This window comes from Mycobacterium sp. 48b (assembly GCF_048282725.1).
GTDB lineage: Bacteria > Actinomycetota > Actinomycetes > Mycobacteriales > Mycobacteriaceae > Mycobacterium.
The window spans coordinates 5,426,270-5,452,938 of the sequence record NZ_JBLVUL010000001.1 but is presented as its reverse complement, the minus strand read 5'-3'; the positions used below and the strand labels follow the sequence as shown (position 1 = coordinate 5,452,938).

At 64.8% G+C, this 26,669-nt stretch carries 27 protein-coding genes; 11 read left to right on the top strand and 16 right to left on the bottom strand.

Annotated elements, in window-relative coordinates; all coding sequences use genetic code 11:
- The first annotated feature begins 11 nt into the window (after positions 1-11).
- Positions 12-1,499, top strand: a complete 1,488-nt coding sequence (locus ACNQR1_RS26630; RefSeq protein WP_418050520.1) for a coniferyl aldehyde dehydrogenase — start codon at positions 12-14, stop codon at positions 1,497-1,499.
- Here ACNQR1_RS26630 and ACNQR1_RS26625 read toward each other — a convergent pair.
- From ACNQR1_RS26625 to ACNQR1_RS26615, 3 genes are read right to left on the bottom strand one after another with little or no spacing between them, the layout of a single operon-like run.
- Positions 1,483-3,138: an acyl-CoA synthetase gene (locus ACNQR1_RS26625; protein ID WP_418048619.1), complete on the bottom strand. Its 1,656-nt coding sequence runs from the start codon at positions 3,136-3,138 to the stop codon at positions 1,483-1,485. The two genes, ACNQR1_RS26630 and ACNQR1_RS26625, sit on opposite strands and share 17 nt — an antisense overlap.
- A 39-nt stretch (positions 3,139-3,177) precedes the next feature.
- Entirely contained in the window at positions 3,178-3,795 is a 618-nt protein-coding gene (locus ACNQR1_RS26620; protein WP_418048618.1) for a cysteine hydrolase, read from the bottom strand.
- Positions 3,792-4,805, bottom strand: a complete 1,014-nt coding sequence (locus tag ACNQR1_RS26615; RefSeq protein ID WP_418048617.1) for a Rieske 2Fe-2S domain-containing protein — start codon at positions 4,803-4,805, stop codon at positions 3,792-3,794. The genes ACNQR1_RS26620 and ACNQR1_RS26615 overlap by 4 nt, the downstream gene beginning before the upstream one ends.
- Before the next feature lie 155 nt (positions 4,806-4,960).
- Between ACNQR1_RS26615 and ACNQR1_RS26610 the strand changes: the two genes are divergently transcribed.
- Together ACNQR1_RS26610 and ACNQR1_RS26605 are read left to right on the top strand one after the other, a co-directional pair.
- Positions 4,961-5,395 (top strand): nuclear transport factor 2 family protein, encoded by a 435-nt coding sequence (locus ACNQR1_RS26610; protein ID WP_418048616.1) that lies wholly within the window; start codon positions 4,961-4,963, stop codon positions 5,393-5,395.
- 62 nt (positions 5,396-5,457) lie between these two features.
- Positions 5,458-6,033: a TetR/AcrR family transcriptional regulator gene (locus ACNQR1_RS26605; protein WP_418048615.1), complete on the top strand. Its 576-nt coding sequence runs from the start codon at positions 5,458-5,460 to the stop codon at positions 6,031-6,033.
- Here the strand turns inward: ACNQR1_RS26605 and ACNQR1_RS26600 are convergent, their stop codons facing one another.
- From ACNQR1_RS26600 to ACNQR1_RS26550, 11 genes are read right to left on the bottom strand one after another with little or no spacing between them, the layout of a single operon-like run.
- A complete protein-coding gene (locus tag ACNQR1_RS26600) occupies positions 6,034-7,029 on the bottom strand; it encodes an aldo/keto reductase family protein (RefSeq protein ID WP_418048614.1) in 996 nt (331 codons plus the stop codon).
- Positions 7,030-7,031: 2 nt separating this feature from the next.
- On the bottom strand, positions 7,032-7,799 hold the full coding sequence (locus tag ACNQR1_RS26595; protein ID WP_418048613.1) for an enoyl-CoA hydratase: 768 nt from the start codon (positions 7,797-7,799) through the stop codon (positions 7,032-7,034).
- Entirely contained in the window at positions 7,799-8,659 is an 861-nt protein-coding gene (locus ACNQR1_RS26590) for an SMP-30/gluconolactonase/LRE family protein (RefSeq protein WP_418048612.1), read from the bottom strand. The genes ACNQR1_RS26595 and ACNQR1_RS26590 overlap by 1 nt, the downstream gene beginning before the upstream one ends.
- Entirely contained in the window at positions 8,652-10,115 is a 1,464-nt protein-coding gene (locus ACNQR1_RS26585; protein WP_418048611.1) for an acyl-CoA reductase, read from the bottom strand. The genes ACNQR1_RS26590 and ACNQR1_RS26585 overlap by 8 nt, the downstream gene beginning before the upstream one ends.
- A complete protein-coding gene (locus tag ACNQR1_RS26580) occupies positions 10,112-12,187 on the bottom strand; it encodes a hypothetical protein (RefSeq protein WP_418048610.1) in 2,076 nt (691 codons plus the stop codon). Before ACNQR1_RS26580 ends, ACNQR1_RS26585 begins: the two co-directional genes overlap by 4 nt.
- A gap of 12 nt (positions 12,188-12,199) precedes the next feature.
- Entirely contained in the window at positions 12,200-13,222 is a 1,023-nt protein-coding gene (locus ACNQR1_RS26575) for a TIGR03617 family F420-dependent LLM class oxidoreductase (RefSeq protein ID WP_418050519.1), read from the bottom strand.
- Positions 13,223-13,274: 52 nt separating this feature from the next.
- Positions 13,275-14,237 carry an alpha/beta hydrolase gene (locus tag ACNQR1_RS26570; RefSeq protein ID WP_418048609.1) on the bottom strand — a complete coding sequence of 321 codons (963 nt, stop codon included), beginning with the start codon at positions 14,235-14,237 and terminating at the stop codon, positions 13,275-13,277.
- Positions 14,234-14,404, bottom strand: a complete 171-nt coding sequence (locus ACNQR1_RS26565; protein ID WP_418048608.1) for a hypothetical protein — start codon at positions 14,402-14,404, stop codon at positions 14,234-14,236. The genes ACNQR1_RS26570 and ACNQR1_RS26565 overlap by 4 nt, the downstream gene beginning before the upstream one ends.
- The gene (locus ACNQR1_RS26560; protein ID WP_418048607.1) at positions 14,401-15,270 is read right to left on the bottom strand and encodes a phosphotransferase family protein; all 870 of its coding nucleotides are present in this window, start codon (positions 15,268-15,270) and stop codon (positions 14,401-14,403) included. Before ACNQR1_RS26560 ends, ACNQR1_RS26565 begins: the two co-directional genes overlap by 4 nt.
- Positions 15,267-16,313 (bottom strand): TIGR03857 family LLM class F420-dependent oxidoreductase, encoded by a 1,047-nt coding sequence (locus tag ACNQR1_RS26555; RefSeq protein WP_418048606.1) that lies wholly within the window; start codon positions 16,311-16,313, stop codon positions 15,267-15,269. The genes ACNQR1_RS26560 and ACNQR1_RS26555 overlap by 4 nt, the downstream gene beginning before the upstream one ends.
- Positions 16,310-16,966, bottom strand: coding sequence for a TetR/AcrR family transcriptional regulator (locus ACNQR1_RS26550; RefSeq protein WP_418048605.1), 657 nt, complete (start codon positions 16,964-16,966; stop codon positions 16,310-16,312). The genes ACNQR1_RS26555 and ACNQR1_RS26550 overlap by 4 nt, the downstream gene beginning before the upstream one ends.
- Before the next feature lie 54 nt (positions 16,967-17,020).
- Between ACNQR1_RS26550 and ACNQR1_RS26545 the strand changes: the two genes are divergently transcribed.
- Both ACNQR1_RS26545 and ACNQR1_RS26540 read left to right on the top strand, forming a co-directional pair.
- On the top strand, positions 17,021-17,884 hold the full coding sequence (locus tag ACNQR1_RS26545; protein WP_418048604.1) for an SDR family oxidoreductase: 864 nt from the start codon (positions 17,021-17,023) through the stop codon (positions 17,882-17,884).
- Between the two features lie 8 nt (positions 17,885-17,892).
- Positions 17,893-18,708, top strand: a complete 816-nt coding sequence (locus tag ACNQR1_RS26540; RefSeq protein WP_418050518.1) for a class I SAM-dependent methyltransferase — start codon at positions 17,893-17,895, stop codon at positions 18,706-18,708.
- A 37-nt stretch (positions 18,709-18,745) separates the two neighbouring features.
- Here the strand turns inward: ACNQR1_RS26540 and ACNQR1_RS26535 are convergent, their stop codons facing one another.
- On the bottom strand, positions 18,746-19,654 hold the full coding sequence (locus ACNQR1_RS26535) for a TIGR03619 family F420-dependent LLM class oxidoreductase (protein WP_418048603.1): 909 nt from the start codon (positions 19,652-19,654) through the stop codon (positions 18,746-18,748).
- 78 nt (positions 19,655-19,732) lie between these two features.
- Here ACNQR1_RS26535 and ACNQR1_RS26530 point away from each other — a divergent pair, with 78 nt between their 5' ends.
- The 3 genes from ACNQR1_RS26530 to ACNQR1_RS26520 are packed head-to-tail and all read left to right on the top strand — an operon-like array spanning position 19,733 to position 23,437.
- Positions 19,733-20,752: an NAD-dependent epimerase/dehydratase family protein gene (locus ACNQR1_RS26530; RefSeq protein WP_418048602.1), complete on the top strand. Its 1,020-nt coding sequence runs from the start codon at positions 19,733-19,735 to the stop codon at positions 20,750-20,752.
- On the top strand, positions 20,749-22,365 hold the full coding sequence (locus tag ACNQR1_RS26525; protein ID WP_418048601.1) for a flavin-containing monooxygenase: 1,617 nt from the start codon (positions 20,749-20,751) through the stop codon (positions 22,363-22,365). Before ACNQR1_RS26530 ends, ACNQR1_RS26525 begins: the two co-directional genes overlap by 4 nt.
- A complete protein-coding gene (locus ACNQR1_RS26520) occupies positions 22,358-23,437 on the top strand; it encodes an alpha/beta hydrolase (protein ID WP_418048600.1) in 1,080 nt (359 codons plus the stop codon). Before ACNQR1_RS26525 ends, ACNQR1_RS26520 begins: the two co-directional genes overlap by 8 nt.
- Here the strand turns inward: ACNQR1_RS26520 and ACNQR1_RS26515 are convergent.
- The gene (locus ACNQR1_RS26515; RefSeq protein WP_418048599.1) at positions 23,420-24,028 is read right to left on the bottom strand and encodes a TetR/AcrR family transcriptional regulator; all 609 of its coding nucleotides are present in this window, start codon (positions 24,026-24,028) and stop codon (positions 23,420-23,422) included. The genes ACNQR1_RS26520 and ACNQR1_RS26515 overlap by 18 nt on opposite strands.
- Positions 24,029-24,096: 68 nt before the next feature.
- Between ACNQR1_RS26515 and ACNQR1_RS26510 the strand changes: the two genes are divergently transcribed.
- Genes ACNQR1_RS26510 through ACNQR1_RS26500 form a run of 3 tightly spaced genes read left to right on the top strand, consistent with a single transcriptional unit; the run spans position 24,097 to position 26,656 of the window.
- On the top strand, positions 24,097-25,146 hold the full coding sequence (locus ACNQR1_RS26510) for a phosphotransferase (RefSeq protein WP_418048598.1): 1,050 nt from the start codon (positions 24,097-24,099) through the stop codon (positions 25,144-25,146).
- On the top strand, positions 25,137-25,514 hold the full coding sequence (locus ACNQR1_RS26505; RefSeq protein ID WP_418050517.1) for a nuclear transport factor 2 family protein: 378 nt from the start codon (positions 25,137-25,139) through the stop codon (positions 25,512-25,514). The genes ACNQR1_RS26510 and ACNQR1_RS26505 overlap by 10 nt, the downstream gene beginning before the upstream one ends.
- A complete protein-coding gene (locus ACNQR1_RS26500) occupies positions 25,511-26,656 on the top strand; it encodes an LLM class flavin-dependent oxidoreductase (protein WP_418048597.1) in 1,146 nt (381 codons plus the stop codon). Before ACNQR1_RS26505 ends, ACNQR1_RS26500 begins: the two co-directional genes overlap by 4 nt.
- The last annotated feature ends 13 nt before the right edge of the window (positions 26,657-26,669 follow it).

Sequence of the window (26,669 nt, the reverse complement as noted above, 5' to 3'; positions counted from 1 at the left end):
AGACGGATTCGATGAGCGCGATCGAGGAGCGTGCGGCAGTGCCGCCGCAACGCGACGGGCTGGATGAGCTGCTGGCTGCCCAGCGCCGGTCGTTCATCGCCGACGGCCCGCCCGATGTCGCGCTGCGCCGCAACCGTATTGACCGTCTGCTCGCGATGGTTTTGGACAACTCCGAGGACTTCGTCGCCGCCACCGCGGCCGACTACGGATCGCGGTCGCGCTCGGCGGCGTTCTTCGCCGAGATCCTGGGCATGCTCTCGGTCATCGAGCACACCCGAGCGCATGTGCCGCAATGGATGCGTGCGACGAAGCTGATGCGGGCTGCCCGGTTCGCGGGGCTGCGGGCCGAAGTGTTGCCCAGCCCGCTCGGTGTCATCGGTGTCATCGGGCCGTGGAACTTCCCGATCCAGTTGACGGTGCTGCCTGCGGCCACCGCTTTTGCCGCGGGCAACCGGGTGATGATCAAGATGTCGGAAGTCACGCCCCGTACCGCCGAACTGATGGCGACGACCGCGCCGAAGTATTTCGACGCCACCGAGCTGCAGGTGGTCACCGGGGGACCCGAGGTGGCTGCCGAGTTCGCCGGCCTACCGTTCGACCACCTCTTCTTTACGGGCTCGCCGTCGATCGGGGCGCTGGTGGCGCGTGCGGCCGCGGACAATCTGGTTCCGGTGACGCTGGAATTGGGCGGCAAGAACCCTGTGGTGCTGTCACCCGGGGCCGACATCGAACGGGCGGCAAGCCGAATCGCCCAGGCGCGCATGGTCAATGGTGGTCAGGTGTGCGTGTGCCCGGACTATGTGTTCGTCCCGGAGCCACAGGTGGACCGGTTCGTCGAGGTCGCGCGGAAAACCCTGAGTGGTCTGTTTCCCAACATCATCGGCAACGCTGACTACTGCTCCTCGGTGAACCAGGCCAACTTCGACCGCGTGGTCGGCCTGATCGCCGACGCCCGTGCCCATGGGGCCCGGATCGATTCTGTCGTCCCCGCGGGGGAGGTCCTGCCCGATCCGGGATCTCGCAAGATCGCCCCGACCATCGTGCGCGATGTCGACGACCGGATGCGGATCGCGAGCGAAGAGGTGTTCGGGCCGGTGTTGGTGGTGCGCGGGTACTCCAGGCTCGCAGAGGCAATCGACCACATCAACGCCAACCCGTCTCCGTTGGTGGCGTACTGGTTCGGGCCCGACGACGCCGATTTCCGGCACTTCGTCAGCCATACCCGCAGCGGTGGCGTGGCCCGCAACGACTTCGCCGCGCACATGATCCCGTCGAGTGCGCCTTTCGGTGGCGTCGGACGCAGCGGGACCGGCGCCTACCACGGTAAGGCCGGTTTCGATGCCTTCAGCCACTACCGCACCGTGGTGGGCTCCGACCTGCCGTTCAGCATCACCGGTCAGGCGGCCAAGCCGTTCACCGGGTCCATGCGGGTCAGCGCCGACCTCAACCTGCGGCGCGCCCGCAGACGAACCGCCGCCCGGCTCAAGAAGTTTCGCTGACGGCCTGCTCCCGGGCCCAGCGGTAATCGGCCTTACCGGCGGGGCTGCGCTCGATGACGGGGCGGAACACCACGGCCTTGGGCAGCTTGTAGCGGGCGATCGAGGATTCGGCGTGCCCGATGAGCTCCTCGGCCGTGGCCGCGGCGTCCTCGGCCAGCGCCACGACAGCCACGACTTCCTGTCCCCACCGTTCACTGGGCCGGCCGGTGACCACCACATCCCGCACCGCGGGATGTGAGGCGATCGCGGATTCGACCTCCTCGGCGAAGATCTTCTCGCCACCGGAATTGATCGTCACCGAGTCACGGCCGAGCAGCTCGATCGCCCCGCTGTCCAGATGGCGGGCCCGGTCGCCCGGCGTCGCATAGCGCACACCGTCGATCACCGGGAACGTGGCAGCGGTCTTGGTGGCGTCACCCTTGTATCCCAGCGGCACGAACCCGCGCTGCGCGAGCCAACCCAACCCGTCGTGGCCGGCCGGCAGCACGGCCGTGAAATCCTCGGTCACCACGCAGGTATCGGGCCCGGCGTTGAACGTTCCCGTCGATACCGCACCAGGAGCCGACATGTGGCTCATCTGCGCTCCGGTCTCGGAGGATCCCACCCCGTCGATGACGATGAGGTTGGCTTTGGCATCGATGAGTTGCTGTTTGACGTAAGGCGTCAGCTGGGCTCCGCCGTTGGCCACGACGGAGAGAGAAGACACGTCGACGGTGCCGTCCTCGACGCTGCTCTTGATCGCATCCAGCAATGGGCGGGCCATCGCGTCGCCCACCACCGTGGCCACCAACACCTGTTCGCGTTCGATGGTGCGGACCACGTCGTCGGCATCGAAATGGTCGACGACGCTGGGGAACACGACGGTCTGGCCGGTGGTCACGGCCGTCATCGCACCCCATTGCGCCGCACCGTGAATCAGCGGCGGGAGAATGAGCAGCTTCGTGCCCGGATTGTCGACCGCCCGTCCGACGATCTCCTCGACCGACTGCGCTTTCTCTCCGGTCACCATGTTGCGTCCGCCGAACGCGGTCATGAAGATGTCGTGCTGGCGCCACAGCACGCCCTTGGGCATACCGGTGGTGCCGCCGGTGTAGAGCACGTAGAGATCGTCGGGGCTGGGTTCGACAGGAGGTGCCGCCGTCGTTGACGAGCCGACGATCGACTCGTAGTCCACTGCGCCGTCCAGTAGTTCATTGCCCGAGTCGTCGGCGATCTGGATCAGGACGTGCAGCGAGGGAAGGTCGGCGAGAATTTCGGCCACCCGCGGAGCGAAGGCCGCGTGGTACACGAGCGCAGACGCGCCGGAATCGGCGAGCAGATACTGCAGCTCGTTCTTGACATAGCGATAGTTCACGTTGAACGGCGCCACCCGGGAGCGGAAAGAACCGAGCAGGGATTCGACGAACTCGGGACCGTTGTAGGCGTAGATGCCCAGCAGGTCCTGACCCACCTCGTGGCCGGCCAGTTCGCCGCGCTCGGTGCGCGCGCCGAGCCCGCGCGAATGCAGATATGCCGCCAGCCGATTCGACCGGTCCACTATCTGGCGGTAGGTGAATCGCCGGTCGCCCTGGACGATCAGAGGGCGGTCTCCGAGGGCGGCGGCGACGGCTTCGGCGACGGCCGGAACGGTGAACTGCACGGGCTTCTCCTAAAGGGCGGTCCGGGGAGCGGGTTTGGGTCAGTGCTGCCAGGCGTGCAGCAGGTCCTCGGTGGTGGTGACGGTGGCCAGCAACGACAGTGTGTTGTCGATGACCGCGTCGGCATACGCCGTCGGGATGCCTGCCACCGCGTCGCGCGGCAACACCACCCGGTACCCGGCGTTGACCGCGTCCATCACCAGGTTGGTGATCGCGATGTTCACCGAGACTCCCACGGCCACGATGGTGCGCACCCCGAGGTTACGCAGGATCGCGTCCAGGTCCGTGCCGCCCATCGGGCCCAGGCCGTGCCAGCGGGACAGCACGAGATCGTCTGCCTCAGGCCCGAATTCGGGAAGTAGCGTTGCGCCGGGGCTGCCGGGCAGGATGCCGACGTCGTTGCGGCCGATCGCGAAGATCTTGGCATTGTGGTTGGAGCCGAGCCCGTCCGGGCGTCGCTGCACCAGACAGTGCACCACTTTGGCCGAGGCGGCCCGCGCGGCGGGCAACAGCCTGGCGATGTTGGGTAGCGCCACCCGGCGGGCCTCGTCGGCCAAAGCGGCCAGCCCTGCGTTCGGGCCGACCACCGCGCCCTGGCACTCCTGGGTGACGATCGCCGTGTGCTCGGGGGCGACCAGATCCGCCAGGTCGATCTTCATGCGTGTGCGACGCTGTCGCCGGCGGGAACCTCGTAGAACTGCGTCGCCCACTTCCGCATCGCCATGTACGGTTTCGCGTCGATCTTGGCCAGCGGCGGATGCTCGACGTATTTCTGATAGCGCCAGATGTCGCAGTCCTCCCATACGGTCTTGAGGAACTGTTTCTCGACCTGCTTGCGGACCTGTTCGGGTGGGATGTCGGAGGTCTCACCGGGCAGTTTGGGCCACCAGATCGAATAGAACATGTCCGACACCTCGTCGTCGACCGGGGTGCAGGCGAAGATCAGCCGGTGGTTGGACGAGCCTTCGAAGGCGCTCATGGCGAAGCCGAGGCCCGAGAAGTGGCTGTGGATCCGCAGTGCCATCTTGTCCGGATCGTCGCTGCGGGCGTCGGGCCAACCGGTCAGGAACCGCCATTCCTCGTCGACGTGCTCCCAGTGCAGGCACACCGGGGTCACGGTCGCGCCGTGGACATAGCGGAAGTGTGAACTGTCCGGGCCGTTTTCGGCCACGATCTGCGGGTGCACCGGGATCGCGTCGGCCCGGCTGGAGAACTCCGGGTAGGGCCGGTAGTACGCGTTCGGATCGGTCTCGAACTGGGGGAACTTGTGGAAGATGTCGGGCAGTTCCCACTGCGGTTCTTTGCCGTCGGGCTGGTACCACATGAAGATGCAGCCGTACTGCTCCCTGACGGGATAGGAGCGTAGCCGCAGGCCACGATTGGGCTTGTCTGGCTGATACGGGATATAGGTGTTGTTGCCTTCGGGCCCCCAGCGCCAGCCGTGGAACGGGCACTCCACGCAGTCGCCGACAACCTTGCCGCCGTGACCGATGTGGGCACCCAGGTGCTTGCAGTGCGCTTCCAGCACGTGCAGCTCGCCGGACTCGTCGCGGTAGGCGGCGAGATCCTCGCCGAAGTACTTCAGCGCCTTCACGTCGCCGACCTCGTACTCGGCCGACCAGCCGATCATGAACCAGCCGGTGACCTTCCAGGTGAAAGGCACTTTCATGGCCAGCTGCCTCCTGTTCGGACTGCTCTCGCAATAGGTACGGAAGACATTACAGTAGCTCTTTCTGCAGAGGAAGGGTGCAGGGTTGGAATCGGTCCGCGATCAACCGAGGCACTTACCGTATAGTTCGCCGCAGCCGACCAGGAGGTGATCCGTTGTCCGACGACATCGAGGCGATCAAGCAGCTCAAGGCCCGGTACTGCAGGTTCTTGGACACCAAGGACATCGACGCGTGGCGGGGATTGTTCGTCGACGAGGTTGTGGTGAAGCTCGACATGGCGGTCTCGACCGGGGGTGCCGATCCGCAGACGGCCCCACCGCTGAACGGTTTCGACGAGTTCTTCCCGGTGGTCTGGGGTGGGGTCGAGCACGCGGCAACGGTGCACCACTGCCACACCCCGGAGATCATGCTCACCTCCGAGACCACCGCGACCGGCATCTGGGCCATGGAGGACATGCTGTTCTTCCCCGACGGCGGCGAACTGCACGGGGCGGGCCATTACCACGAGACGTACGAAAAGCGTGACGGCACATGGCAGATCACCAGTCTGCACCTGACCCGGACGCTGTTGAAGTTCAAGACCGCGTAGCCCAGGCGCGGGCCGACGCGCAAGCGGCAAACTCCATGTGATCGGCCTTGTACGATCCTTGAATGGCCAAGCCGCTGATCCCTGTCGAGGTGATCCTTGAGCGATCCTTGGCGCTGCTTGATGCGGAGGGCGCCGAAGCGCTCACGACGCGACGGCTTGCCTCCGAGCTCAAGATCTCCACGCGCACGCTCTATCAGCAGGTCGGCAATCGCGATGAGCTCATTCGGGCGCTGGTCTCCCGGCACCTGTCTGCGCTGCGCCTGGATTTTCGGGAGTATGACGACTGGGAGACCACGGCCCTGAAGTGGTGCAAAGGCCTGCACGACGCGTTGCGCGCCCATCCGTTCCTGACCGAGCTCATGACGATCGACGACCGCGCCGCGGTGATGGACTACGTGGATGAATTGCTGAAATCCACACTGAACGAAGGGATTCCGCGGGCTCTCGCGGTCGAGTGCTCGCGTGCGCTGGTGAACCTCACCATCAACCACACGGTGATGGAGGTGCGCGCACTGCGCGAACCCAAGCTGTCGGAGGGCACGGCGGCGGAGAGCCGGCGCATCGAGAAGAACTTCCTGACCTCGATCCGATGGATCTTGACCGGCGTGCGTGCCGACGCTGCGGTCAAGAGGAAGTAGTCAGCGGCGCAACACGCCTTCGACCGAGCCGACCGCGAGCTTGGGTTGGGTGACTGCGACCGCGCCCAGCACGCTGTCGATGCGGGCGAGAGTTTCGGCGTCGAGCTCGAGGCCGGAGGCCGCAGCGTTGGCGTAGACCTGTTCCGGACGCGAGGCGCCGGTGATGGCCGAGGCCACCTCTCTCCGGCGTAACACCCAGGCCAGGGCCATGGTCGCCGTGTCGATTCCCGCATCCTCGGCAATGGAGACCAGTTGCTGGACGGCTTTCAGAACGTCGTCGCTGTATCTGGCTTTGGCCACGCCCATGGTCGGGCTCGCGAAGCGGCTGTCCGCCGGAACCTCTTGTTCGGGTTTGTATTTCCCGGTCAGCACGCCCTGGGCGAGTGGCGACCAGACGACCTGGGAGATCCGGTGTGCCGCACACAGTTCGAACACCTCGGCCTCCGGACTGCGCCAGAGCATCGAATACTGGGGCTGCGAGGAGACGAACAACCCGTCCCCGCCTATCTCGATCGCGGTGCGGATCTGCTCCGGGGTCCATTCGCTGAAGCCGATGTAGCGCGCCTTTCCCGACCGGACCACCGCCTGGAACGCCTCGACGGTCTCCTCCAAAGGCACGTTGATGTCGAAGCGGTGGGCCTGGTAGAGGTCGATATAGTCGGTGCGCAGTCGTCGCAGCGACGCATCGAGTTGCTTGTGGATCTGGGTCGCCGACAGGCCGCAATCGGCTGGGTCCTCCGACATGGGTGCGAATAGCTTGGTGGCCAACACATATGTGTCGCGCGGATGCGCCGAAAGGATCTCACCCCAGGCAGATTCGGCGCTGCCCTGGCCGTAGGCGTTGGCGGTGTCGAAGAAGTTGATCCCGGCGTCCAGAGCCGCCGCAGTGCAGGCAGTGGTCTGGTCGAACTCGACCCCACCGGAGAAGGTCAGCCATGACCCCAGTGAGATCTCCGAGACCTGAAGATCGGAACTACCCAGTTGTCGGTAACGCATGATCAGTTCTCTCCCAGCGGAAGTCGTTGATGGGCGGCGGTGGCGCGGCCAGCGGAGGTGAACGCGTCGAGGTCGTAGGTGCGGCCCACGCTGAGGGCGGTTTCTGCTGCCAGCGCGCCGGCCAGGGACAGATCCTCGCCGCGCGCGTACAGACCGAGCATCTCGCCGACAGCGCTGTTGGCGGGGATGCGGTGCGCGATCGTCGTGACGGTGTTCATCAGATCGCCATGGGGCACAACCTGATTCACCAGACCGAGCCGCAGGGCCTCGTATGCGTCGATGAACTCTCCGGTGACGGACATCTGCCGCGCCTTGCGGACACCGACGGCACGGGGGAGCAGCGCCGTGAGACCCCAGGTCGGGATCACGCCGAGCAATGCGTGTGTGTCGGCAAATCGGGCCTTCTCCGACGCGATGATGAAGGAACAGCTCAGGGCCATCTCCAGACCACCCGACACACATGCCCCGTTGACCGCACAGATGGTCGGTGTACGCATTGCGCGCAGGGCGGCCGCCGGGCTGATGTCGAGCGGTCCGCCGTTCTCGCCGGGCCCACGTTCGAGCTGTTTGAAATCGACTCCGGCTGAGAACACCGGATCGACGCCGGTGAGCACCACCACACGGACGGAATCGTCGTGGTCGGCGGTGCCGAGCGCGTCGCGCAGCGCGGAGCGCAACGGCCCGTTGAGCGCGTTCTTGGCCTCGGGACGATCGATCGTGAGGATGCGCACCCCGTCGTCGTCGCGGATCTGTAAGTGTCGCAGCGTCATCAGGTACCTCCATTGTCCTCTGCGATGTCCAGCAGAGTGATTCGTAATAGCGCTTCATGGCGGGAGGCCGTCACGAACAGTTCGTGTTCGGTGGCTCCGAAGCAGACATTGGTGGGCAGTGCACCTTCGCCGAGTCCGACCCGTCCGACGATTTCGCCGGTGGCACTGATCTGGTCGAGGCGATCACCGCCGGTGAGTGCCACCCATGCGCTTCCGTCGCGTCCTACCGCCATGCCGTCCGGCCATCCGGCGTCGAACTGGCACACCGTTTCCCGCGTCCAGCAGCCGACCTCGTAGGCGTACAGGGCGGCCTCGCAGGTCGAGGTGACCATCAGACGGGTGCCATCGGGGCTGAATCCGAGTCCGTTGAGGAAAACCGGGCCCGAGTCAAGGATCACCTCGCTGGTTCCGAGTTCGATGTCGATCGCCCAGATCCAGCCCTGCAGGTCCGGGTCGGGGTGGAAGAAGTCGACCTCGCCGCGGGTGTCGGTGACCCACAACCTGCCATCGGGCCCGAAGACCAGGTCGTTGGGGGCGCTCATGCCGGTGGCCAGGTAGTCGACCGCGCCGTCCCGGATCACCTGCACGCCCGGCTCCGCCGGCCCGCTGCCGCCGAAGATGCCGCCGTTCTGGGCGACGTACATGGCGCCGTCAGGTCCGACGGCCAAACCGTTCGGCCCGCCACCGGTGATGATGCGGTCGACATCTCCTCCCGGCTCGACCACGTACACGCAGCCGTGACTGATCGAGGTCACCGCGATCCGTCCGTCAGACAGGCATACCGGGCCCTCGGTGAAGCCCAGGCCTTCGGCCAGACCGTCTGTTCTGCTCGGGAAGCTCCTCATGTGCGCTTCAGCCACCGAGCAATTCCGGGGCCCGCCACAATGGGAAGACCCGGTCCGGTTCACAGTGTTCGTCGACGATCCACTTGCACATGCGACGTACCGGTTCGATGGCGTCCTGTGGAATCTCGAAGTTCACGCTGGCTGCATACCCCAGTGAGACGAACCGCTGTGCCCCGAACAGTGCGAGCCGGTCCCGCAGGTCGGTTTTCAGCGACTCGGGATAGATGCCGATGGTCTGGGTGTAGGCATTGACCGCGCCGGTGACCTTGTCGATGGAGTCGACCGGCACGATGTTGGCGACCCGGCCCGACAACATCGTGGAATACTGCACCGGTTCGTCGAGTTGGGACACCACGATTGCACCCTCGGCGTCTTCACCGCCGAAGACGCGGTACCAATCCTCGGTCAGCCGGGATCCTTCGATGTTCTCCAGCAGGGTCTTGTCGACGACTTTCGGCTTGGTGCTGATGAACTCGGGCAGATTGATCATCGCTTCATACACCAGCTCGCCGAGCCGGTTGGCTCGCTCCAGACCCTGGTTGTCGGTCCCGGACAGCACGTAGATGACCCGCGCATTCACGCAGCCCTCCTGGTTGCCGGCCCCGACATCACAGGCAGCGCGCTGGGCAACCTCCCTCAGGGTCTCCTCGTCCTCGAAAGCTTCGGCGCCGATGATGGTGGCGCTGCGCTTCGGGTCGAGGGCGATCATCTCCAGACCTGGTTGAAGGTAACGGGTTACGTGTCTCACCGACGCCAAACCACCCCAGGCCACGATCTTTTCGATGTGCTCGGGGCGGTAGAGCCTCTTCTCGACGTGTTCGTCGCCGCCCTTCCAGTAGCCCACGGCGAGGTGGCGGGTGATCGGGTGGTCGGGAGCGATGTCGTGCAATGTTCGGGCGATCGCCATCGCCGTGAGTGGGTCGTTGGACGGTGCCTTGATGATGGCGTCGCTGCGGGTCAGTGCCGTCCGCAACACCGTGATGCCTGCGACCAGGCCGCCGTTGCCTGCCGGGATGTGCAACGTGCGCGCGCCGAAGGCGCGGACGTTGATCTGCCGGCCGTCGATGAGGGTTCGGGGGACCCAGCCCTCCAGGTAGTCGATGCCGACCTGGATGTCGGCGAGTTCACGCATCTGCTCGCGGTCGAACATCGCAGGTAGTGCTACGTACCCGGTGCGCAGGATGGATTCGGGCATCGGGTTCGACACCAGGCAGGCCTCGAACGCTTCCTGGATGTGGACATTGGTTTCGAATGCCAGCGCATTGCCGAGTTCGGTCAGGACGTCGAGGATCTCATCGAACGGCACGTCGTAGAGGTCGGCCATGTCGGCTGGGCTGCGCAATGGCAAACGGTCGATGTGCTTGACCGGGTCGGGTGCGCGGAAGATGTGGTCGAGGCGGCTTGCGAAGGGGATCAGGTCGTCGGTGATCAACTCTCCGCGGATGAACAGCGGAACCGTGAACTCGGTCATCCCTGGAACTCCTTGAGGAAGTCGATGGCCTCGTTCTGGACCTCGTGGGTGGCCGCGCAGGAGATCTTGTCTTCCGCACCGTCCTTCTTCTCACTGAACCGCACGATGTCGTGGTCGATCGACACCGAGGTGCGACCGCAGGGACATGGTTCGCTGAACTCGATGGTCACCTCGTCGCCGGTGATCACACCGCCCCAGTGACTTTGGTTGTAAACGTCATAGACCGCGAACCGGCCGGTCTGGCGTCCCGAGCGGGGGAGCGGTTCATTGGTCACCGGGTCGAGCACGAAAGGGATGACCCAGGGCTGGATGTGGTAACGACCCTGTTCACAGGCGAAGTGCACGCCGTTGTGTTCGGAGAACGAGTAGCCCTCCTGGATCCGCGGGACGCCGTAGAACTCCCGGATCACATCCATATAGTTCTCGGGCAGCACCTGTCCTTTGGCGCCGCCGCCGGTGAGAATCGCCGAGTTCGTCGCGAAGTTGGCACGTACGCCCTCGGCGAGACCGGCCGAGGCCAAGGCGTACATGAGCGGATAGGTGTTGAGCATGAAGACGCGCTTGCCGGCCAGCTGATTGGTCAGGCGGGTGAGGAACTCAGGCACTTCGGTGGCCTGGCGGGCCTGCATGGCGATGAATTCGTCCTTGCGGGCGGCCAACTTTGGGTCCAGTTCAAGGCGGTCCAGCTCACCCTTTGCCGCTGCCGCGCGCATCTTGTTGGCCAGGAACATCAGGTCGGTATCCATTGCCCCGGAATACAGTGCGTGGAAACGGCTCTCGTCACCTCCGGTGAACTCGCGTTTGAGCCACGGAACCATCCGGGTCATCCCAAAGCGGCCTTCGCTGTAATTGGGCCAGATGATGTCGACGGCGGGATGCAACTCGTCCTCGGTCGGCTCCTTGCCGAACGTCTGGAACACCATCATCTTCCAGATATGCATACCCTCGACAGTGGTGTCATCGTCCTTCGGGATGATCGAGAAAGTCCCCGTCGTGCCCGATGAAGTAACCAGCTGTACCGGCGTCTGGCTTTCCAGGCAATCGAGCCACTCGTCGATGGTCTCGGCCCCTCTGACATCCACATGGGAGAGGTCGTAACAGGTCAGCTTGTTCAACCAGCGGGTCAGCAGATCCCAGCGCTTGTTGTCCAAAAGCGCTGCCGGATAGGACTTGTATGCGGTGTGCGAGAACATCAACGGCACAATGTCGTCGAACTTCTCAACCGATGAAACGCCGAGGCGAGTGGCGAGTTTGTTGACCATCTCGATGCTTTCGCGGTGCTCGGCGAACCGACGTGCCATTGCCTCGCGCTGCAGTTCTTCGAGGTCGGCGCGGGGAATGCTGTGCATCTTGGTCACCGACCCATCGCAGTACGTGAGTGGGTGATTCATGAATGTTTCGACGTCGTGGGAAGTCACTTCTCGCCTCCGGATCGCTGGCGGGGAATTAAGGTATCGCTGGTTTCTTAAACCGTAACGCGCTGTGTGATCGGACACAAGGGTGGTCTTGACATTTGTCTCGGCGCGGACACCGGCCAGAATCCATCCGATCGACCGATTGAAGTTGGCCCTGGCCAGATGATGCGCATCAAAGGACTCCCGGGACAGCTTGGGTTCGCGTAGTCCCCGGACCTCCATCACCGTGTGATTGATGGTCAGGTTGACCAGAGCCCGCGCGCAGTCGACGGCAGTCGGATGTGGGATCCCTTCACACGCAGAGGCTTCGATCAGATCGTCGATGTAGCCCATGATGGCGCCACCGTCGTCATTGGTCATGAGCTCGGTGAGGTGCGGATGGGCGAAAAGAGTGTCCCGCAAGCCCTGACACCACTGTTGGGCAGTCTGCTCCCAGGTGTCGCGGGGGTGAAATTCCATGCGGAGTTGCGACAGGTGACGTGCCACCAGGGCGCGGATCAAAATGTCACGATTGCCGACTTGCTGGTAGAGCGTGCGAGTCGAGATCTTCAGTTCGGCGGCCAGGCGGCGCGTCGTCAATCCATCGATGCCCTCGGCGTCGAGCAGTGCCAGCGCGCGCTCGTGGATCACCTCGGCGGCGATCAACGGCTTGGCCACCGGAAGCTCCGATTACCGCATTGCGGGCAGGCGTTGGACGGCGCCGACAAGATCGGCGACGTCACCGGGATCTGGCGTGTAACCGGGGAAGTAGCAGCAGACATCGGATGCGTATGCGCCGTAGCGTTGATGGATCTGGGCGGCGCATTCTTCAGGGGTGCCCACGACGCCGTAGGTCCGGACGGTGTCCTCGTCGATGAGTGCGGCCATGCCCGGATAGTCGCCGGCCTTGGACAGTTCATTGAGGCGAGGTTGAAGGTGTTCGAGGTCCTCGGCTTCAAGAACCGGTCGGTAGTTCGGCGTCGACGCGTAGAAGGCGATCAGGAACGCGACGCGGCCGACCGCCTCGGCGAGATCCTTCTCCGTGCGACCCACCGCCACCATGGCCTGGGCGATGATCCGCAGATCGGTCAGGTCGCGACCGGCGCGCTGAAGTCCGTCGTTGATCGCCGGCACGGTTCGATCGGCGAAATGGCGGGCACTGTTGAACGGCATCACCAGGAGGCCGTCGGCCACCTCGGCGGCCTTGCGGGTCATCAGTGGACCGAGCGCACCCATCAACACCGGCGGTGGGCCGTACGGATTGGGTCCCGGGTTGAAGTTCGGTGGCATCAAGGTATGGGTGAAGTATTCGCCGCGAAACGTCAACGGTTCCTTGCCTTCCCACGCGGCGAAGATGGCCTTGACCGCGGCGACCGACTCGGCCATCCGGGCGGCGGGCTTGCCCCACTCACTGCCGTAGCGTTTCTCGATGTGCACCCGGATCTGTGAGCCGAGGCCCAGCCGAAATCGGCCGGAGCTGTAGCACTGCAGGTCGTAGGCGGTATGTGCGAGATGCAGCGGGCTGCGCGGACCGGCGATCGCCACGTTGGTCATCAGGTGCAGATCGGTCTCTGCTGCGGCTACGAGGAGCGGGAAGAAGACATCGTGCTTTCCCTCGAACGAGAATGCGCCATCGGCCCCGAGTTCCGCGATCTGGCGGGCACTCTGGCTCGCGTTGCCGGGATCGCCGTCAACCTGTAGGTGGATTCGCACGACCACACCCTTTCGCTTGACTTTCACACAAGAAAACCATTGATGTTTTAACTTATCCGACTCGGTTTGGCAAGGTCGCGTCCAACCAGCGCTCCATCGCCGAATAGGTGTCGTGTGCGTTGCGCTGCAAGCACTGCATGTGACCGGCACCGGGCACCACCTCAGTCGCGAAGGTGCTGGCCACGGTTTTGCGAACTCGTTCGACGGTGTCGAAAGTCGTTGATTCACCGAGGTTCGTGTCGATGAGAAGCGCGTCGTGTTCGCCGACCAACGCCAATGTCGGTGCGGTGACGGTGCGGATGTGCGGCCCGGCCAGTGCGGCGTCGCGCAGTTCGGCTTTGGTCGCCGCGCCCTTGATCGCCCCGTCAAAGGCCATGACCGCCGGATTCGTGGCGGGACCCCAGAACCGGAGTTCGTCGACGCCGAGGCCCTCGCGGGGAACGAGATAGTCGCCGTCGACGAGGCCGGCCAATTCCGGCTTGCCTTCGACGGCGGGAACGAAGGCGAAGTCGAACAGCTCGTCGCCCATCTCGGCCGTGCCGTCCACCGGGAGGTACCCGGTGAGCACCAGCGCATCCGGGCCGCCGTGACTGGCGACGCTCGTCCCGCAGATCACCGAGCCGATCGAGTGCCCGACGAGCACGATCCGGGAAAACGCAGGAACTGAGGCGATCTGGTTGTTTCGCATCGCATCGATGACTTGGGCGATGCCGTCAGCCTGTGCGCTGACGGTAACCTCTGCGCCCGGGGGCCGGGAGCTGTGACCACAGCCGATGCGATCCAGGTTGAGGGTCGCGATGCCGCGTGCGGTGGCCCATGTGACATACGAATAGCGGTCCGGCTCCATCGGCCAGTCCCAGTACCGGTGATCCGCTCCAGCGCCGTGTACCAACACGTGCAGCTCGTCGCGACGGATGTTGTCGGGCACCGTCAGCCAGCCCGAAAGGACCCATTCCGGCCAGGTCGCGTCGGCAGTGGTCTTGGTCGCGAATGACAGGTGACGTCGATCGATCATCGTTCCTCCATATGCGCGGCAGATTTGGCGAGCCGCTCCCACTCGTCGACCACGAGATTGTCGCGATCGATGGTCTCGACGGGCATGCCCCACTTGAGCATTGCGCGGGTGGCTGTGATGCACAGGACCGTGGCGCCGAACGCTGTCCAATAATCACGGTTGCTCACTGCGCGACCGGTTTTGGCCTGCCAGTGTTCCCACGTTTCGTCGGGCGACGGTATGCCGGTGGCCGGCCGGTCAGTGAGGGCGCGGATGAAGGCTTCTTGCATGATGCAGTAGCCGATGTCAGCGGCGGGGTTTCCGATGAGGCCACTTCGAAGTCGACAAGGGTGTGCACGTCGTTGCCGTTCAGCAGGGCATTGCCGAGACGGGCGTCTCCCATACACAGCGCTGAACCATCGCCGGCCCCGGCAGGTATGTGGTCGGTGAGCCAGTCGATGACTGCCAGTTGCCGCGGTACCAGGTGAGCCGGTGCGGCGTCCAGCAGTGATCGTCGCCAGTAGGCCAGGAAATCGGATGGTCCGTCAGTGCCATATGAGGCTGGTACCGCATGGGCGTCCACGGCATGCAGTTCGCCGAGTGCGTCGAGGAAGGAAAACCAGGTGGATCGTTGGGTGGCGGTGTCGGCATCACGGAACCAGCCGTCTCCGTGAAAGCTGGCCGGGGTGTCTTCGGGTACGCCCCGGCCGTCGACGAGTTCCATGACGAAACACGGCACTCCGAGCACGTCGCCCGACTCCTCGATGGCAACCACCTTGGGTACCGGGGCCCCGGCTTGCCGCGCGGCGGCCAGAATCCTTCCCTCTCGAGCGGCGTCGCATGCGTGGACCAGCCCGCCGTCGTTGGGGGCCTTCAGTACCAGCGCACGTGTACCCGCAGTGGTAGTAACGTCGAGCCGCCAAGCGCCGCTGGAGTTTCCGCCACCGATGCGCTCGGCTGCGACGGATGTGAGTTCTGGTTCGATGGTCGATCGCAACCAGCGTGAAAGTCGTTCGGTGTCGACTCCGACCGGTTCGTCGGTGGCGGCGGTCATTGTTGGTACGCCTTCACGATGGGGGAGAGTTCCTGAGGTGTCGCGCCGTGCATGATGACTCCGTCGCAGCCGAGGTCGAGTTGATTGCGGATGGCTTCGGCGCACTGCTCGGGAGTCCCGGAGGCCGAGGGCGCGAGCCAGTCGTCGGGGAACAGTGTGGCGATGTGCTCGAGCTGTTCGGTGGTGGCCAGACCATCGATCGAGCCCGGGATGCTTTGCACCACGGGGTCGTCGCGGAACCGCTGCAGTACAACTGGATCCCAGTCGTTGATACTGATCATGAGATCGCCGTAACCCTGAAGATATGTCGCGAGCCGGCCGACGGACTTCTTGAGCCGCAGAGGTTCTGGGATGTGGTCGCCGATGGTGGCAAAGCAGGACCACACCTTCACCTGGTCGGGATCGCGTCCGGCGCGATCGGCTGCTCGCTTGACGGTCTGTACGCAGCGCCGGGTCGCTTCGTCGGTGAAGTAGGTGTGCAGGATGACCTCGTCGAAACAGCGACCACCCAATTTCTGTGAGTTGGGGCCCAGGGCGACCAGGCTCATCGGCAGATAGCCGTCCAGCGAGGTGTCGAGTTGCAGTACGGGGAACGACCCGCACGGTCCGTCGTGGCCGAGAATCGTTTCGCCGCGGAAGAGTCGGCGCATGATCCCGACGAAATCCTCCATTTGCGCAGTGGTGATGTGGCCGATGCCGAAGACGTCCTGCATGAGCTTCACGCCGCGGGCCAACCCGAGCACGAAGCGGCCGTCGGTGATGCTCTGGATGGTGCGTGCCATGCCCGCGGTGATCATCGGGTGACGGGTGTTGTGGTTGGTGGCGGCACAGTGAATGAGGATCTTGTCGGTCACGGCGCCAGTGGCCCCGCACAGCGCGCCGATCTCCTTGAGGTTGAAGCGTTCCGAGATGAAGGCGGTGCCCAGGCCCATCTCCTCGGCCTCGCGGACCTCGGTCAAGCCGGTGCGGGCAGTGCTGGGTTGCCCGCCCAGCGCATAGAAGCCGAGCTCCGGGAAATGAGGCTGGGGTGTTTCTTCTGTCATCGGGCTTCCCTTGGGGTCAGTGCATCTCGCCACATTGCGATCAGTGAATCGTGGACACCTTTGGCGCGCCGGTCTGAGCCGGTGGTCCAGGTGTTCTCGATGAGGAGGCGTTGGCCGGTACCGGTCATCGAGGTCACGAGGGCCAGGTAGGTGACATCGGGAGGGAGGGTGGGGTCGATGGACCCGTCCTGTTGTCCGGCCTTGAACAACTCGAAGAACGGGTCACCGGCCACGTGGGAGATGGTGGCCCGCTCGGCGTCCTCCTCGCCGGAGAGTCCCTGCTCCCGGAAGGAAAAGTCGTAGTAGCTGAAGAAACGGGTCATCTCAGGGTGTGCCCGGGCGTATTCGAAGCTGAGGTCGAACCGCGCCAGCAACAGTTCGCGCGCATTGGCCTTCTTCGGCAACCGAGGTTCCACGTAGACCTCGAGTTCGGCGATGAGGGTCCGGGCGGTGTGCAGGACGGCGGCCCCCAGGGTGGGGAAGTACTTGTAGAACGTCGGGCGGGTGATGCCCGCACGGTCGGCCAGATCGCCCACCTTGAGCGGGATGCTGCCCTCGGCCACAAGATCCACCGCAGCTCGGGCTACTGAAATACGTTGCTGCTCTGCCAGATCCAGCCATCGCTGAGAGGGAGCACGTGCACCTTCGGCCATGCCGCAGGACATTACCATTGACATGGTGTTAATGGATAGGTCACGATTGTCGGCATGCCACGTAATCGTTCGACCGCCGTGCAGGGCAATCCCACGGTGCTGGTGACCGGCGCGGGCCGCGGCCTTGGCCGTGTCGCCGCGGTGAAACTTGCGGCGTCGGGCTGGCGCGTTTATGCCGGTGTTCGCAATGATGCGGATGCCCGACGGATGGCCGAAAATCCCAACATCACACCGGTTATCGTCGATGTCACCAACGACGAGCACCTGGCTGAGCTGTCGTCGCAGCTGCCGGAACGTCTCGATGCGCTGGTGAGCAACGCCGGCGTCGCGGTCGGAGGGCCGATCGAGACATTGACCCTCGATGACCTGCGCTGGCAGTTGGACGTCAACGTCGTCGGGTCGGTGGGAGTGGCCCAAGCGGTGCTCCCGATGATCCGCCGCGCACGCGGACGCATCGTGTTCATCTCCTCGACCAGCGGGCGGGTCGCCACTCCGTCGCTGGGTGCCTACGGAGCCTCAAAGTTCGCGCTCGAAGCCATCGGTGACTCGTTGCGGAATGAACTGCGCCCCTGGGGAATCAGGGTCAGTTTGATCGAGCCGGGGCAGATCGACACCGATATGAGCAAGGGTTCGCACGAACAACACGAAGAAAACATCGCCAAGGTGAGCCCTGCGCATAGGGAGCTATATGCCAAACACTTCGAGGGGATGCACAAGGCGATCGACCTGATGGACGGCGTGATCTCTTCTCCCGAGGAGATCACGGTGGCGATCGAACGTGCATTGACCGACAAACATCCTCGCGCAAGGTATCTCGTCGGCAAGGGATCGCGCGCCCATGCCTACACCCGCATCCTGCCCTCACCCATGGCCGATGCCATCTTCTCCAGGGCGACCGGCATCCCCAAGCGGGTTTGACGATGACCATGACAAGAATGGACGGCAGTTCACTGGAAGGCGTCTCGACCACGGCGCTATGGACGCTGCGCAGTCGTGCGCTGGAGTCCCGGCGTCCACGGGGCCTGATCAAAGACCCATGGGCAGAGCACATCTACGACTCGATCGCCTTCGACTACGGCGTCTTCGGCGCGCCGAAGCAATTCCACGTGCTTCGAGCGTTGTCGTTCGACCGGTACACACGCCAGTTTCTCCAGAAACATCCGAACGGCTCGGTGGTTGCCCTCGCTGAAGGCTTCCAAACCAGCTTCTGGCGGCTGACGGCCGACGGGCAATTCAAGGATGCGCGTTGGTACTCGATTGATCTGGAACCGGTGATGGCGCTACGCGAGAAATTGCTGCCCGGTGACTCTCGCCTGGTCAACCTGGCCGCGTCGGCACTCGACCGAAACTGGATGGACAGTGTCGACGATGGCCCGGTGCTGATCACAGCCGAGGGATTGTTGATGTACCTGCCGCCCGCTGAGGCGTTGGGCCTGATCGCAGACTGTGCCCAGCGATTTCCCGGTGCCCAGATGATCTTCGATTCGGTTCCCCACCGGTACAGCCGGCAGAGCCTGCGAGGGTTGAAACTGTCGGCTCGCTATCGGGTGCCGCCCATGCCGTTCAGCCTGTCGGCGGAGCAGGCCAACGATCTGTCCGCCGAAGTGAGGGGGGTGCGGTCGGTGAACACGATGTCTCTGCCTGCGGGACGGGGATTATGGAGGCTCTGCGGATATCGGATCCTCGATCGCTTCGAACCGTTCCGCAGCATGGGCCCGGCGATTCTGACGTTCGACGCGTGAATGTCTCACGCCCACTGGAATCCCACCGCAGGGCGTGTTAATCGATCATCGCCTCACCGAACGCCTTGATGTAATCGAGTGCGGCCTGTGGGCTGCTGCCGTCCGCGTGCACCACCGCCCAGGTGGCGCCGTGGCCGGCGAGTTCGGCGAGTACCTCACGCGCGCGGCGTAGTTCGGCACCGTCGTCGAGATCGGTATGTGGACAGACCACCTGGATGTCGACGGAGCGCGGGTCACGGCCGGCATCGGCGAGACGGGCGTGCAGGCGCTGCACAGCGTTGCCGAACTGGTCGGCGTTCTCGATGGCCGCGGTACGCATCGCCGACGCCATGCCGGTGGCGGCAATGATCGGCATCCATCCGTCACCATGGTCGACGACCCGCCGGATCGCCGCGGCGCCGTTCCCGCCGATCCAGATCGGTGGGTGGGGCCGCTGTGCGGGGCGCTGCAACCAGACGGGGCCGACCGCGCCGAAATCCTCTCCGACAACCGGTGTTTCGGGTTCCATCCAGATGGAACGAAGTGCGGTGAGCGACTCGTCGAGCAGCCCGGCACGTCGGTCGATGTCCACGCCTACTGCCGAGAACTCGGATCTCAGGTAGCCCGCCCCGACGCCGGCGATGAGCCGGCCGCCGGAGATCAGGTCCAGGCTGCCCAGCGCCTTGGCGGACAGGTAGGGGCTGCGGAACGGGAGCACGTAGAGGTTGGTCATCAACCGGATGTGCGAGGTTGCTGCCGCCATGAAGCTCAGCGCGGCGATCGGGTCCAACGTGTTGTGGCCTCCGTTGTTCCGCCACTTGACCGACGGGGCCGGATGCTCACTCAACGCGATCGCCGAGAACCCGGCGGCTTCAGCGTGAGTGGCAACCGCGCGGATGGCCTCGGCTTGCAGGAAGTCGTCAGGCGCGGCGGGCAGCTCGCTGGGGTACTCCAGGGTGTACTTCATGGATCTCCCCATTTCGGTCCGATACTGTAAGCATTACCGTAGCATCCATCGGTGATCGTCTGACGGGATGGAGCAACGATGGATCGCCGCCGAAAAGTACTGGTCATGGGCGCAAGTGGAAATGTGGGTGCCTGTGTCACCCGCCAACTCGTCGAGCGCGGCGACGACGTGCGGGTGCTGCTGCGTCGCAGTAGTTCGACCAAGGGCATCGACGGCCTCGACGTTGAGCGCTGTTTCGGGGACATCTTCGATACCGACGCGGTGGCGGCGGCGATGGCCGACCGGGACGTGGTGTTCTACTGCGTCGTCGACACCCGCGCCCACCTGGCCGACCCGACGCCACTGTTCTCCACCAACGTCGAGGGCCTGCGCAACGTCCTCGACGTCGCAGTGGATGCCGATCTTCAGCGCTTCGTCTTCCTCAGCACCATCGGAACGATCGCAGTCGGTGACGACGGCGCAACCGTCGATGAGGACACTCCGTTCAACTGGGCCGGCAAAGGCGGACCCTACATCGAATCGCGGCGCCAGGCAGAGGGTCTTGTGCTGACCTACGCCAGAGAACGCGGGCTGCCCGCCGTGGCGATGTGCGTGTCCAACCCGTACGGCCCGCCCGACTGGCAGCCGAAACAGGGTGCGCTCGTCGCGATGGCGGCGTTCGGCAGATTGCCCGTCTACGTACGGGGTGTCGGTTCCGAGGTGGTCGGGATCGACGATGCAGCCGATGCGCTCATCCGGGCTGCCGAGCATGGCCGGATCGGCGAACGTTACATCGTGTCCGAGCGCTACATGTCTCAGCGGGAGATGTTCACCACGGCTGCGGAGGCAGTGGGCGCCCGACCGCCCAAATTCGGAATTCCGATGGCCCCGCTGTATGCCGTCGGATGGGTGCTGGGCATGTCGAACCGGCTGTTCGGCACCGACTTTCCGATGAATCTCACGGCGGCGCGGCTGATGTGGCTGACCTCGCCGGCCGACCATGGCAAGGCCACCCGCGATCTGGGCTGGAAACCCGCTCCTACCGCCGAATCGATCGGCCGGGCTGCACAGTTCTACGTCGACCGCAAGAGCCGGAACGAGAAGGTCATCGACCTGTGAGCACCGCCGATTTCGATGTGATCGTCGTCGGCGCCGGATTCTCCGGCTTGTACGCACTGCACCTGCTCCGGGAGCAGGGCCTGCGGGTACGGGTGCTGGAGCAGGCCGGTGACGTCGGCGGCACCTGGCTGGTCAACCGGTATCCGGGTGCGCGCTGTGACATCGAGAGCATCGAATACTCCTACAGCTTCAGCGACGAGATCCAGCAGGAGTGGGTCTGGACCGAGACCATGCCGGCCCAGCCCGAGATCGAGGCATATCTGAACTTTGTCGCCGACCGACTCGAGCTGCGGCGCGACATCGCATTCGATACCGAGGTCGTGGCGATGGCCTTCGACGAGGGCGCCGCGCGGTGGGCGGTCACCACCGCAGACGGGCAGACACTGCGCACGCCGTTCGTGGTCGCGGCCACCGGAATACTTTCGGTGCCATTGGAACCCGACATCCCCGGGATGAGCCGGTTTGCGGGCACGTCGCTGTTCACCAGCCGCTGGCCGCGCGAGGGCGTCGACCTCACCGGTAAGCGGGTCGGGGTGATCGGCACCGGCTCCACGGGTGTTCAGCTGATCCCGGTGGTGGCCGGGCAGTGTGACCACCTCACGGTGTTCCAGCGGTCCCCGGCGTTCACCCTTCCGTGGCAGGTTCGGTCCTTCGAGCCGGGGGAACTCGACGCGCTCAAGGCTGACTACCCGGCCATCCGCGCCGCGCAGCGCGAACATCCGGTCGGGGCAGCCCGGCTCAGTGCGTTCTCGGTGCTCCTCGAGATGCTGGTCCGTCCGCCGGTGAAATCGGCTTCGCCGGAAGAGAAACGGCGTGCGGTAGAGGAACACGGCATCATGGGCGCACTGAACTGGGGTGACGTTTTCTTCGACATCGACGCCAATCGAATGGCCACCGAGCTGTACGGCCAAGCCGTGGCCCGCATCGTCACCGATCCGCAGACAGCGGCCTCATTGACACCCAGTCATCCGTTCGCCTGCAAGCGGCCGATCATCGACCAGGGCTACTACGAGACCTACAACCGGGACAACGTCACGCTGGTCGACCTGCGCAAAGGTGGCATCCGGGAGGTGACGACGGCCGGGATTTCCACCGAGCAAGGCGATTTCGACCTTGACGTGATCGTGTACGCCACCGGGTTCGACGCCATGACCGGCGCGTTGAGCCGGATCGACGTACGCGGGCGGGACGGACTGGTACTGGGGGAGTACTGGTCCAAGGAGGGTGCTCTGTCCTATCTGGGTCTGGCCGTGGCCGGGTTCCCGAACCTGTTCACCATCCAAGGGCCCGGAAGTCCTTCGGCAGCGACGAATTTCGTGGCCGCTCTGGAACAACACGTGGAGTGGATCGCGGACTGCATCGGTTACCTGAGCGCAGGCGGCCATCGGAGTATCGAGGCGACGCCGCAGGCGCAGGCCGATTGGGTGGAACACACCACGGCGCTGGTGGCTCCCACCGTCCTGGTGCACCCGAGCTGTAACTCCTGGTACAACGGCGGCAACGTTCCTGGCAAGAGGCGGATGTACCTCGGATACACCGCGGGCATCCCCGAGTACCGTCGCCGCTGTGACGAGATCGCCGCTGACGGTTACACGGGATTCACCATTGGCTAGGGCAACCCGCATCGCGTGGGAGCTCGGTGGCGTGGTGCCGCGCTCGGTGGGCGCCTTGGCCGGCCAATGGAATCCGTTGTCGGTCACGGGTCTGCGTCAGCTCGGCGAGGTCGCCCTCGACGAGCTCGTGGTAACCGGTATGACGCTGACCGGCCCACCGCCACAGCTGCCGCGACCGTTGGGTGAATACCAGTGGGCAGCCGACGAACTGGGCCTACTCGATATCGACGCGGCGCACACGCAGCCAGAAGCGCTGCAGGTCAAACACATCCGGCCCCGCAGGTTCGGCGCCCTGACCTTCGAGGAGCTGGTCTTCGATCACGAGCCTGTGCTGCCGACCTCGGTGCTGGCCGACGGCCACGGTGGCATCGCCACGGCGAGGGTGCGGCTGTATCGCTGCGGAGACGATGCGCGGCCGTGGCTGATCTGGGTGCACGGAGCCGGTCAAGGCGATCCGATGGATCTACTGGTCGCCCGGGTTCGACGCCTGCGCGAACTGGGATTCAACGTCGCCCTGCCCGTGCAGCCTGGGCACGGGCCGCGGCGGCGGTCATGGCCGGTGTATCCCGCCCGCGATCCGCTGGCCAATGTCGCCGGCACGATGCGGACCGTGTCGGAGGTGCGCGCGCTGATCGGTTGGCTGGAACCACAGGCGTCGTCGATCGCGGTAGCCGGTCTGTCGCTGGGCAGCGCGGTGGCGGCCCTGGTGTCGCATCTCGAGGCTCGGGTCGACGCGGTGGCGCTGTATACGCCAATCCTGGGCCTCAACACGATGATCGGGATGCACATGGGACGTTGGGGATCAGCGGGACAGCAGTCGGCGCGAGAGTTGCAGTCAGCCACGGTGGCGGCGATGACCTCGGTGATCGACCCGCTGCGCACCCGGCCGCGGGCGGGGCGACGTCTGATAGTGGGCGCCTGGCACGACCGGATGGCCATGCGAAGTTCAGCCCTGGCGATGCACGAGCAATGGGGCGGGGAACTCCACTGGCACGACGGCAGCCATGTCGGGCACCTGTTCTCCGGCGCGGTGCAGGATGTCACCGAGCGGTTCCTAACGACCGTAGCCTGAGGTGATCCGGGCCCGCACGCAGTTGATCTCGTGGTCGAGGTCGTGGTCTTCGGGTAGGACCACCCATTGGAACGCGATACCGAAGATGGATCCGGTGATGTCCCGCAGCGCCATGTCGACATCGATGTCGGGACGCAGTGAACCGTCGGCGATTCCGGCGCGTAGCCCGGCTTCGATCTTGACGGCTGCTCCGGCCAACTGGTTGCGCACACCGTCGCGCAGCGGCGAGGTGGTCTTCACCGCCTCGAATGCCGATACGAACATGGCTCTGGTCACCGCGGCATCCTCGGTGTAAATCTCCTGAACGCGGTCGAAATGCGCCAGTACTTGCTGCAGGCCGGTGGCGCCCGGTTCGGGGTCGGGGTTCAGCCGCGCCACATACACGTCCTGAAAGGCATCGAGGATGGCGTCCTTACTGCCGTAGCGGGCGTGCACCATGGCCCGGCTGTACCCGGCCCGCCGGCCGATCTCAGCAGCAGTCGTTGCTTCCCAGCCCTTTTCGACGATCAACTCAGCGGCAGCCTGCAGCAGCCGGCGCGAGGACTGCTCGACGCGCTCCGGCTGGGTGAGGCCCTGGGCTGGGGAAGGCACCCTTGAATATTAGACGGCCGACAACTAACTTAGTTGTTCTGCGTCAAATTTCTGTGCGGAGGTCGACGATGACGTCAGTTGCAGTGCCTGTTTCCGAACCGGTGCCCCGGGGTATCGACGAGGTCACCCCGCCCTGGTTGACGCAGGCACTGGGTGTTCAGGTGACGGCGGTGCGGGCCGAGCGGATCGCGCTGGACACGGGTTTCTCCGCCGCGTTGTATCGGATTCATCTGAACGGATCTGGCGATGTTCCAGAGACTTTGATCGTCAAACTGCCCGCTGACTCGCTGGCGCGGGGCGGGATGGAGATGCTCGGCGGCTACCAGCGCGAACTGTTCTTCTACCGGCGCGTCGCGCCGGGTGCGCCCATCGCAACTCCGCACTGCTACGTCGCGCGGATGTCAGGACCCGACTTCGTGCTGGTGCTCGAAGATCTGCGGGACTGGGAGAACGCCGACCACCTGGCCGGGCTGTCGTTACCGCGGGCCCAGCTCTGTATCGAACAGCTGGCCGGCCTGCACACCTGGTCGACAGGCATCGATGACGCTGTACTGCAGGAGTTCCCGAGTATCGACAGCACGTTGACCCGGGACCTGTTCCTGCCGGCCTTCGCTCCTGGTTGGCAGCTCTACCTGGACCACACGCGCCAGCCGGTGCCGCCGGCGGTCGCCGCGTTCGCGGAGCGGTTCGCCGATCTCGCACCCACCGCGCTTTCCGCGCTATCGGAACGGAACATGTTGTTGCACGGAGATATTCGAGCCGACAACATGTTCTTCCACGACAACGCGCTCAAAGTGGTGGACTTTCAGCTCACGGTCCGCGGCGCTGGTGCCGCCGATATCGCGTACCTGGTCAGCCAGGGTCTGCCCACCGAGGTGCGCCGCGGCCACGACGCGGACCTGCTGCACGAATACGTCAGCCAGGTCGACGGGTACTCGTTCTTCGAGGAGGCCTGGCGGCACTACCGTTTCGCGACTGCGCTGCTGCTCTACATGCCGGTGGTCGCCCTGCTCACCTGGGACGTCGCGCCCGAGCGGTCCCGGCAACTGTGTCTCACGCTCATCGACCGGGCTGTCGCGGCCATCGAGGACATCGACGCCCTGGAGGAATTCTCGTGAGGACTGCGCGTGAAGTGGTGGAGCAGTACAACTGGGTGGTCTGGAACGAGAAGGACTTCGCCCTCGCCGATGAACTGTTGGGCGACACCGTCACGCGCCACGATGTGGGCGAGGCGAAGGTGCTCACGCACGAGGAGGCGGTCAACCGGGTGATCGACCACTGGGCGATGTTCGAGACGATCCGGTTCGACCTGAACCTGGTCGTCGCCGGCGACGACGGCGAGCATGTCGCGATCGTGTACGAGTCCCCGATGACATTCCCCGACGGTAATGCCATGACGGTCAGCAGCATGGAGATCTTCCGGGTGGTCGACGGCCGCATCGTCGAAGTATGGAATTGTGGCTACAAGCAGGGTGTCTGGGCGTGAGACGGTTCCGGGTCGGGTTGATGGACCCGGTGATGGCGGCGCGGCCGACGGCCGACGCGTTCACCCGTGCGAACTACCTCGCTGCAGTCGCGAACCGGGTTGATTCCTACTGGGTGCCTGACCACATCAACGGCCAGACACCGAAGCCGTTGTGGGACAAGAAGTACACGGTGGCCTCCAGGCTGCTGCAGTCACCCGATGCGGCGATGGAGGCGTGGACCCTGCTCGGCAGCCTCGCTGCGCGCCGCCGGTTCAGCAATGTGCGACTCGGTATCGGTGTCACCGATACCGGCAAGCGTCACCCGGCTGTCACCGCTCAGGCCGCGGCCACCCTCAACCTGCTGACCAAGGGGCGTGCCATTCTCGGCATCGGACCCGGCGAACGCGTCGGCAACGAACCGTACGGCGTCGACTGGAGCAGGCCGGTGGCGCGGTTCGAAGAGGCCCTGGCCACCATCCGCGCGCTATGGGACTCCAAAGGTCAGTTGGTGAGCCGTGATTCGCCGTACTTCCCGCTACGTGACGCGATCTTCGACCTCCCGCCCTACCGTGGACGATGGCCCGAGATCTGGATCGCCGCGCATGGGCCGCGCATGCTGCGCGCCACCGGTCGTTACGGCGATGCCTGGTTCCCGGGGTTCGCGCACCGGCCCGAGGATTACGCCGCGCGGCTGGAGATCGTCCGCTCGGCAGCCTCGGACGCGGGCCGGGACCCGATGTCCATCACGCCGGCGGTCTGGATCCCGGTCATCACAGCGTCGAGCCGCACTGCCGTCGACGAGGCGCTCGACTCGATGTCGGTGCGGGCCTGGTCCCTCAACGCGCCGGCAGAGTTCTATGGCCATCACGGCGCCGAGCATCCGATGGGCGCAGGGTACGCAGGGATGCAGGACCATGTGGCGTTCACCATGGACGAGGCGACGATCACCGAAAAGGCGGCGCAGGTTCCGCGCGAGGTGGTCGAGAACATGATCTTGAACGGCACTCCGGCCGATGTGCTGGACCAGGCGGCGATGTGGCGGGACCACGGTGTGCGACACCTGGTCGTGGTGAACTTCGGCCCGATGGGCCCGTCGCTACGCACCGGCCTTGCTACGTTGTTGCCGTTCAACACCGTGGTGCGACGACTTAAGAGATTGTGAACAAAGGGGTTTC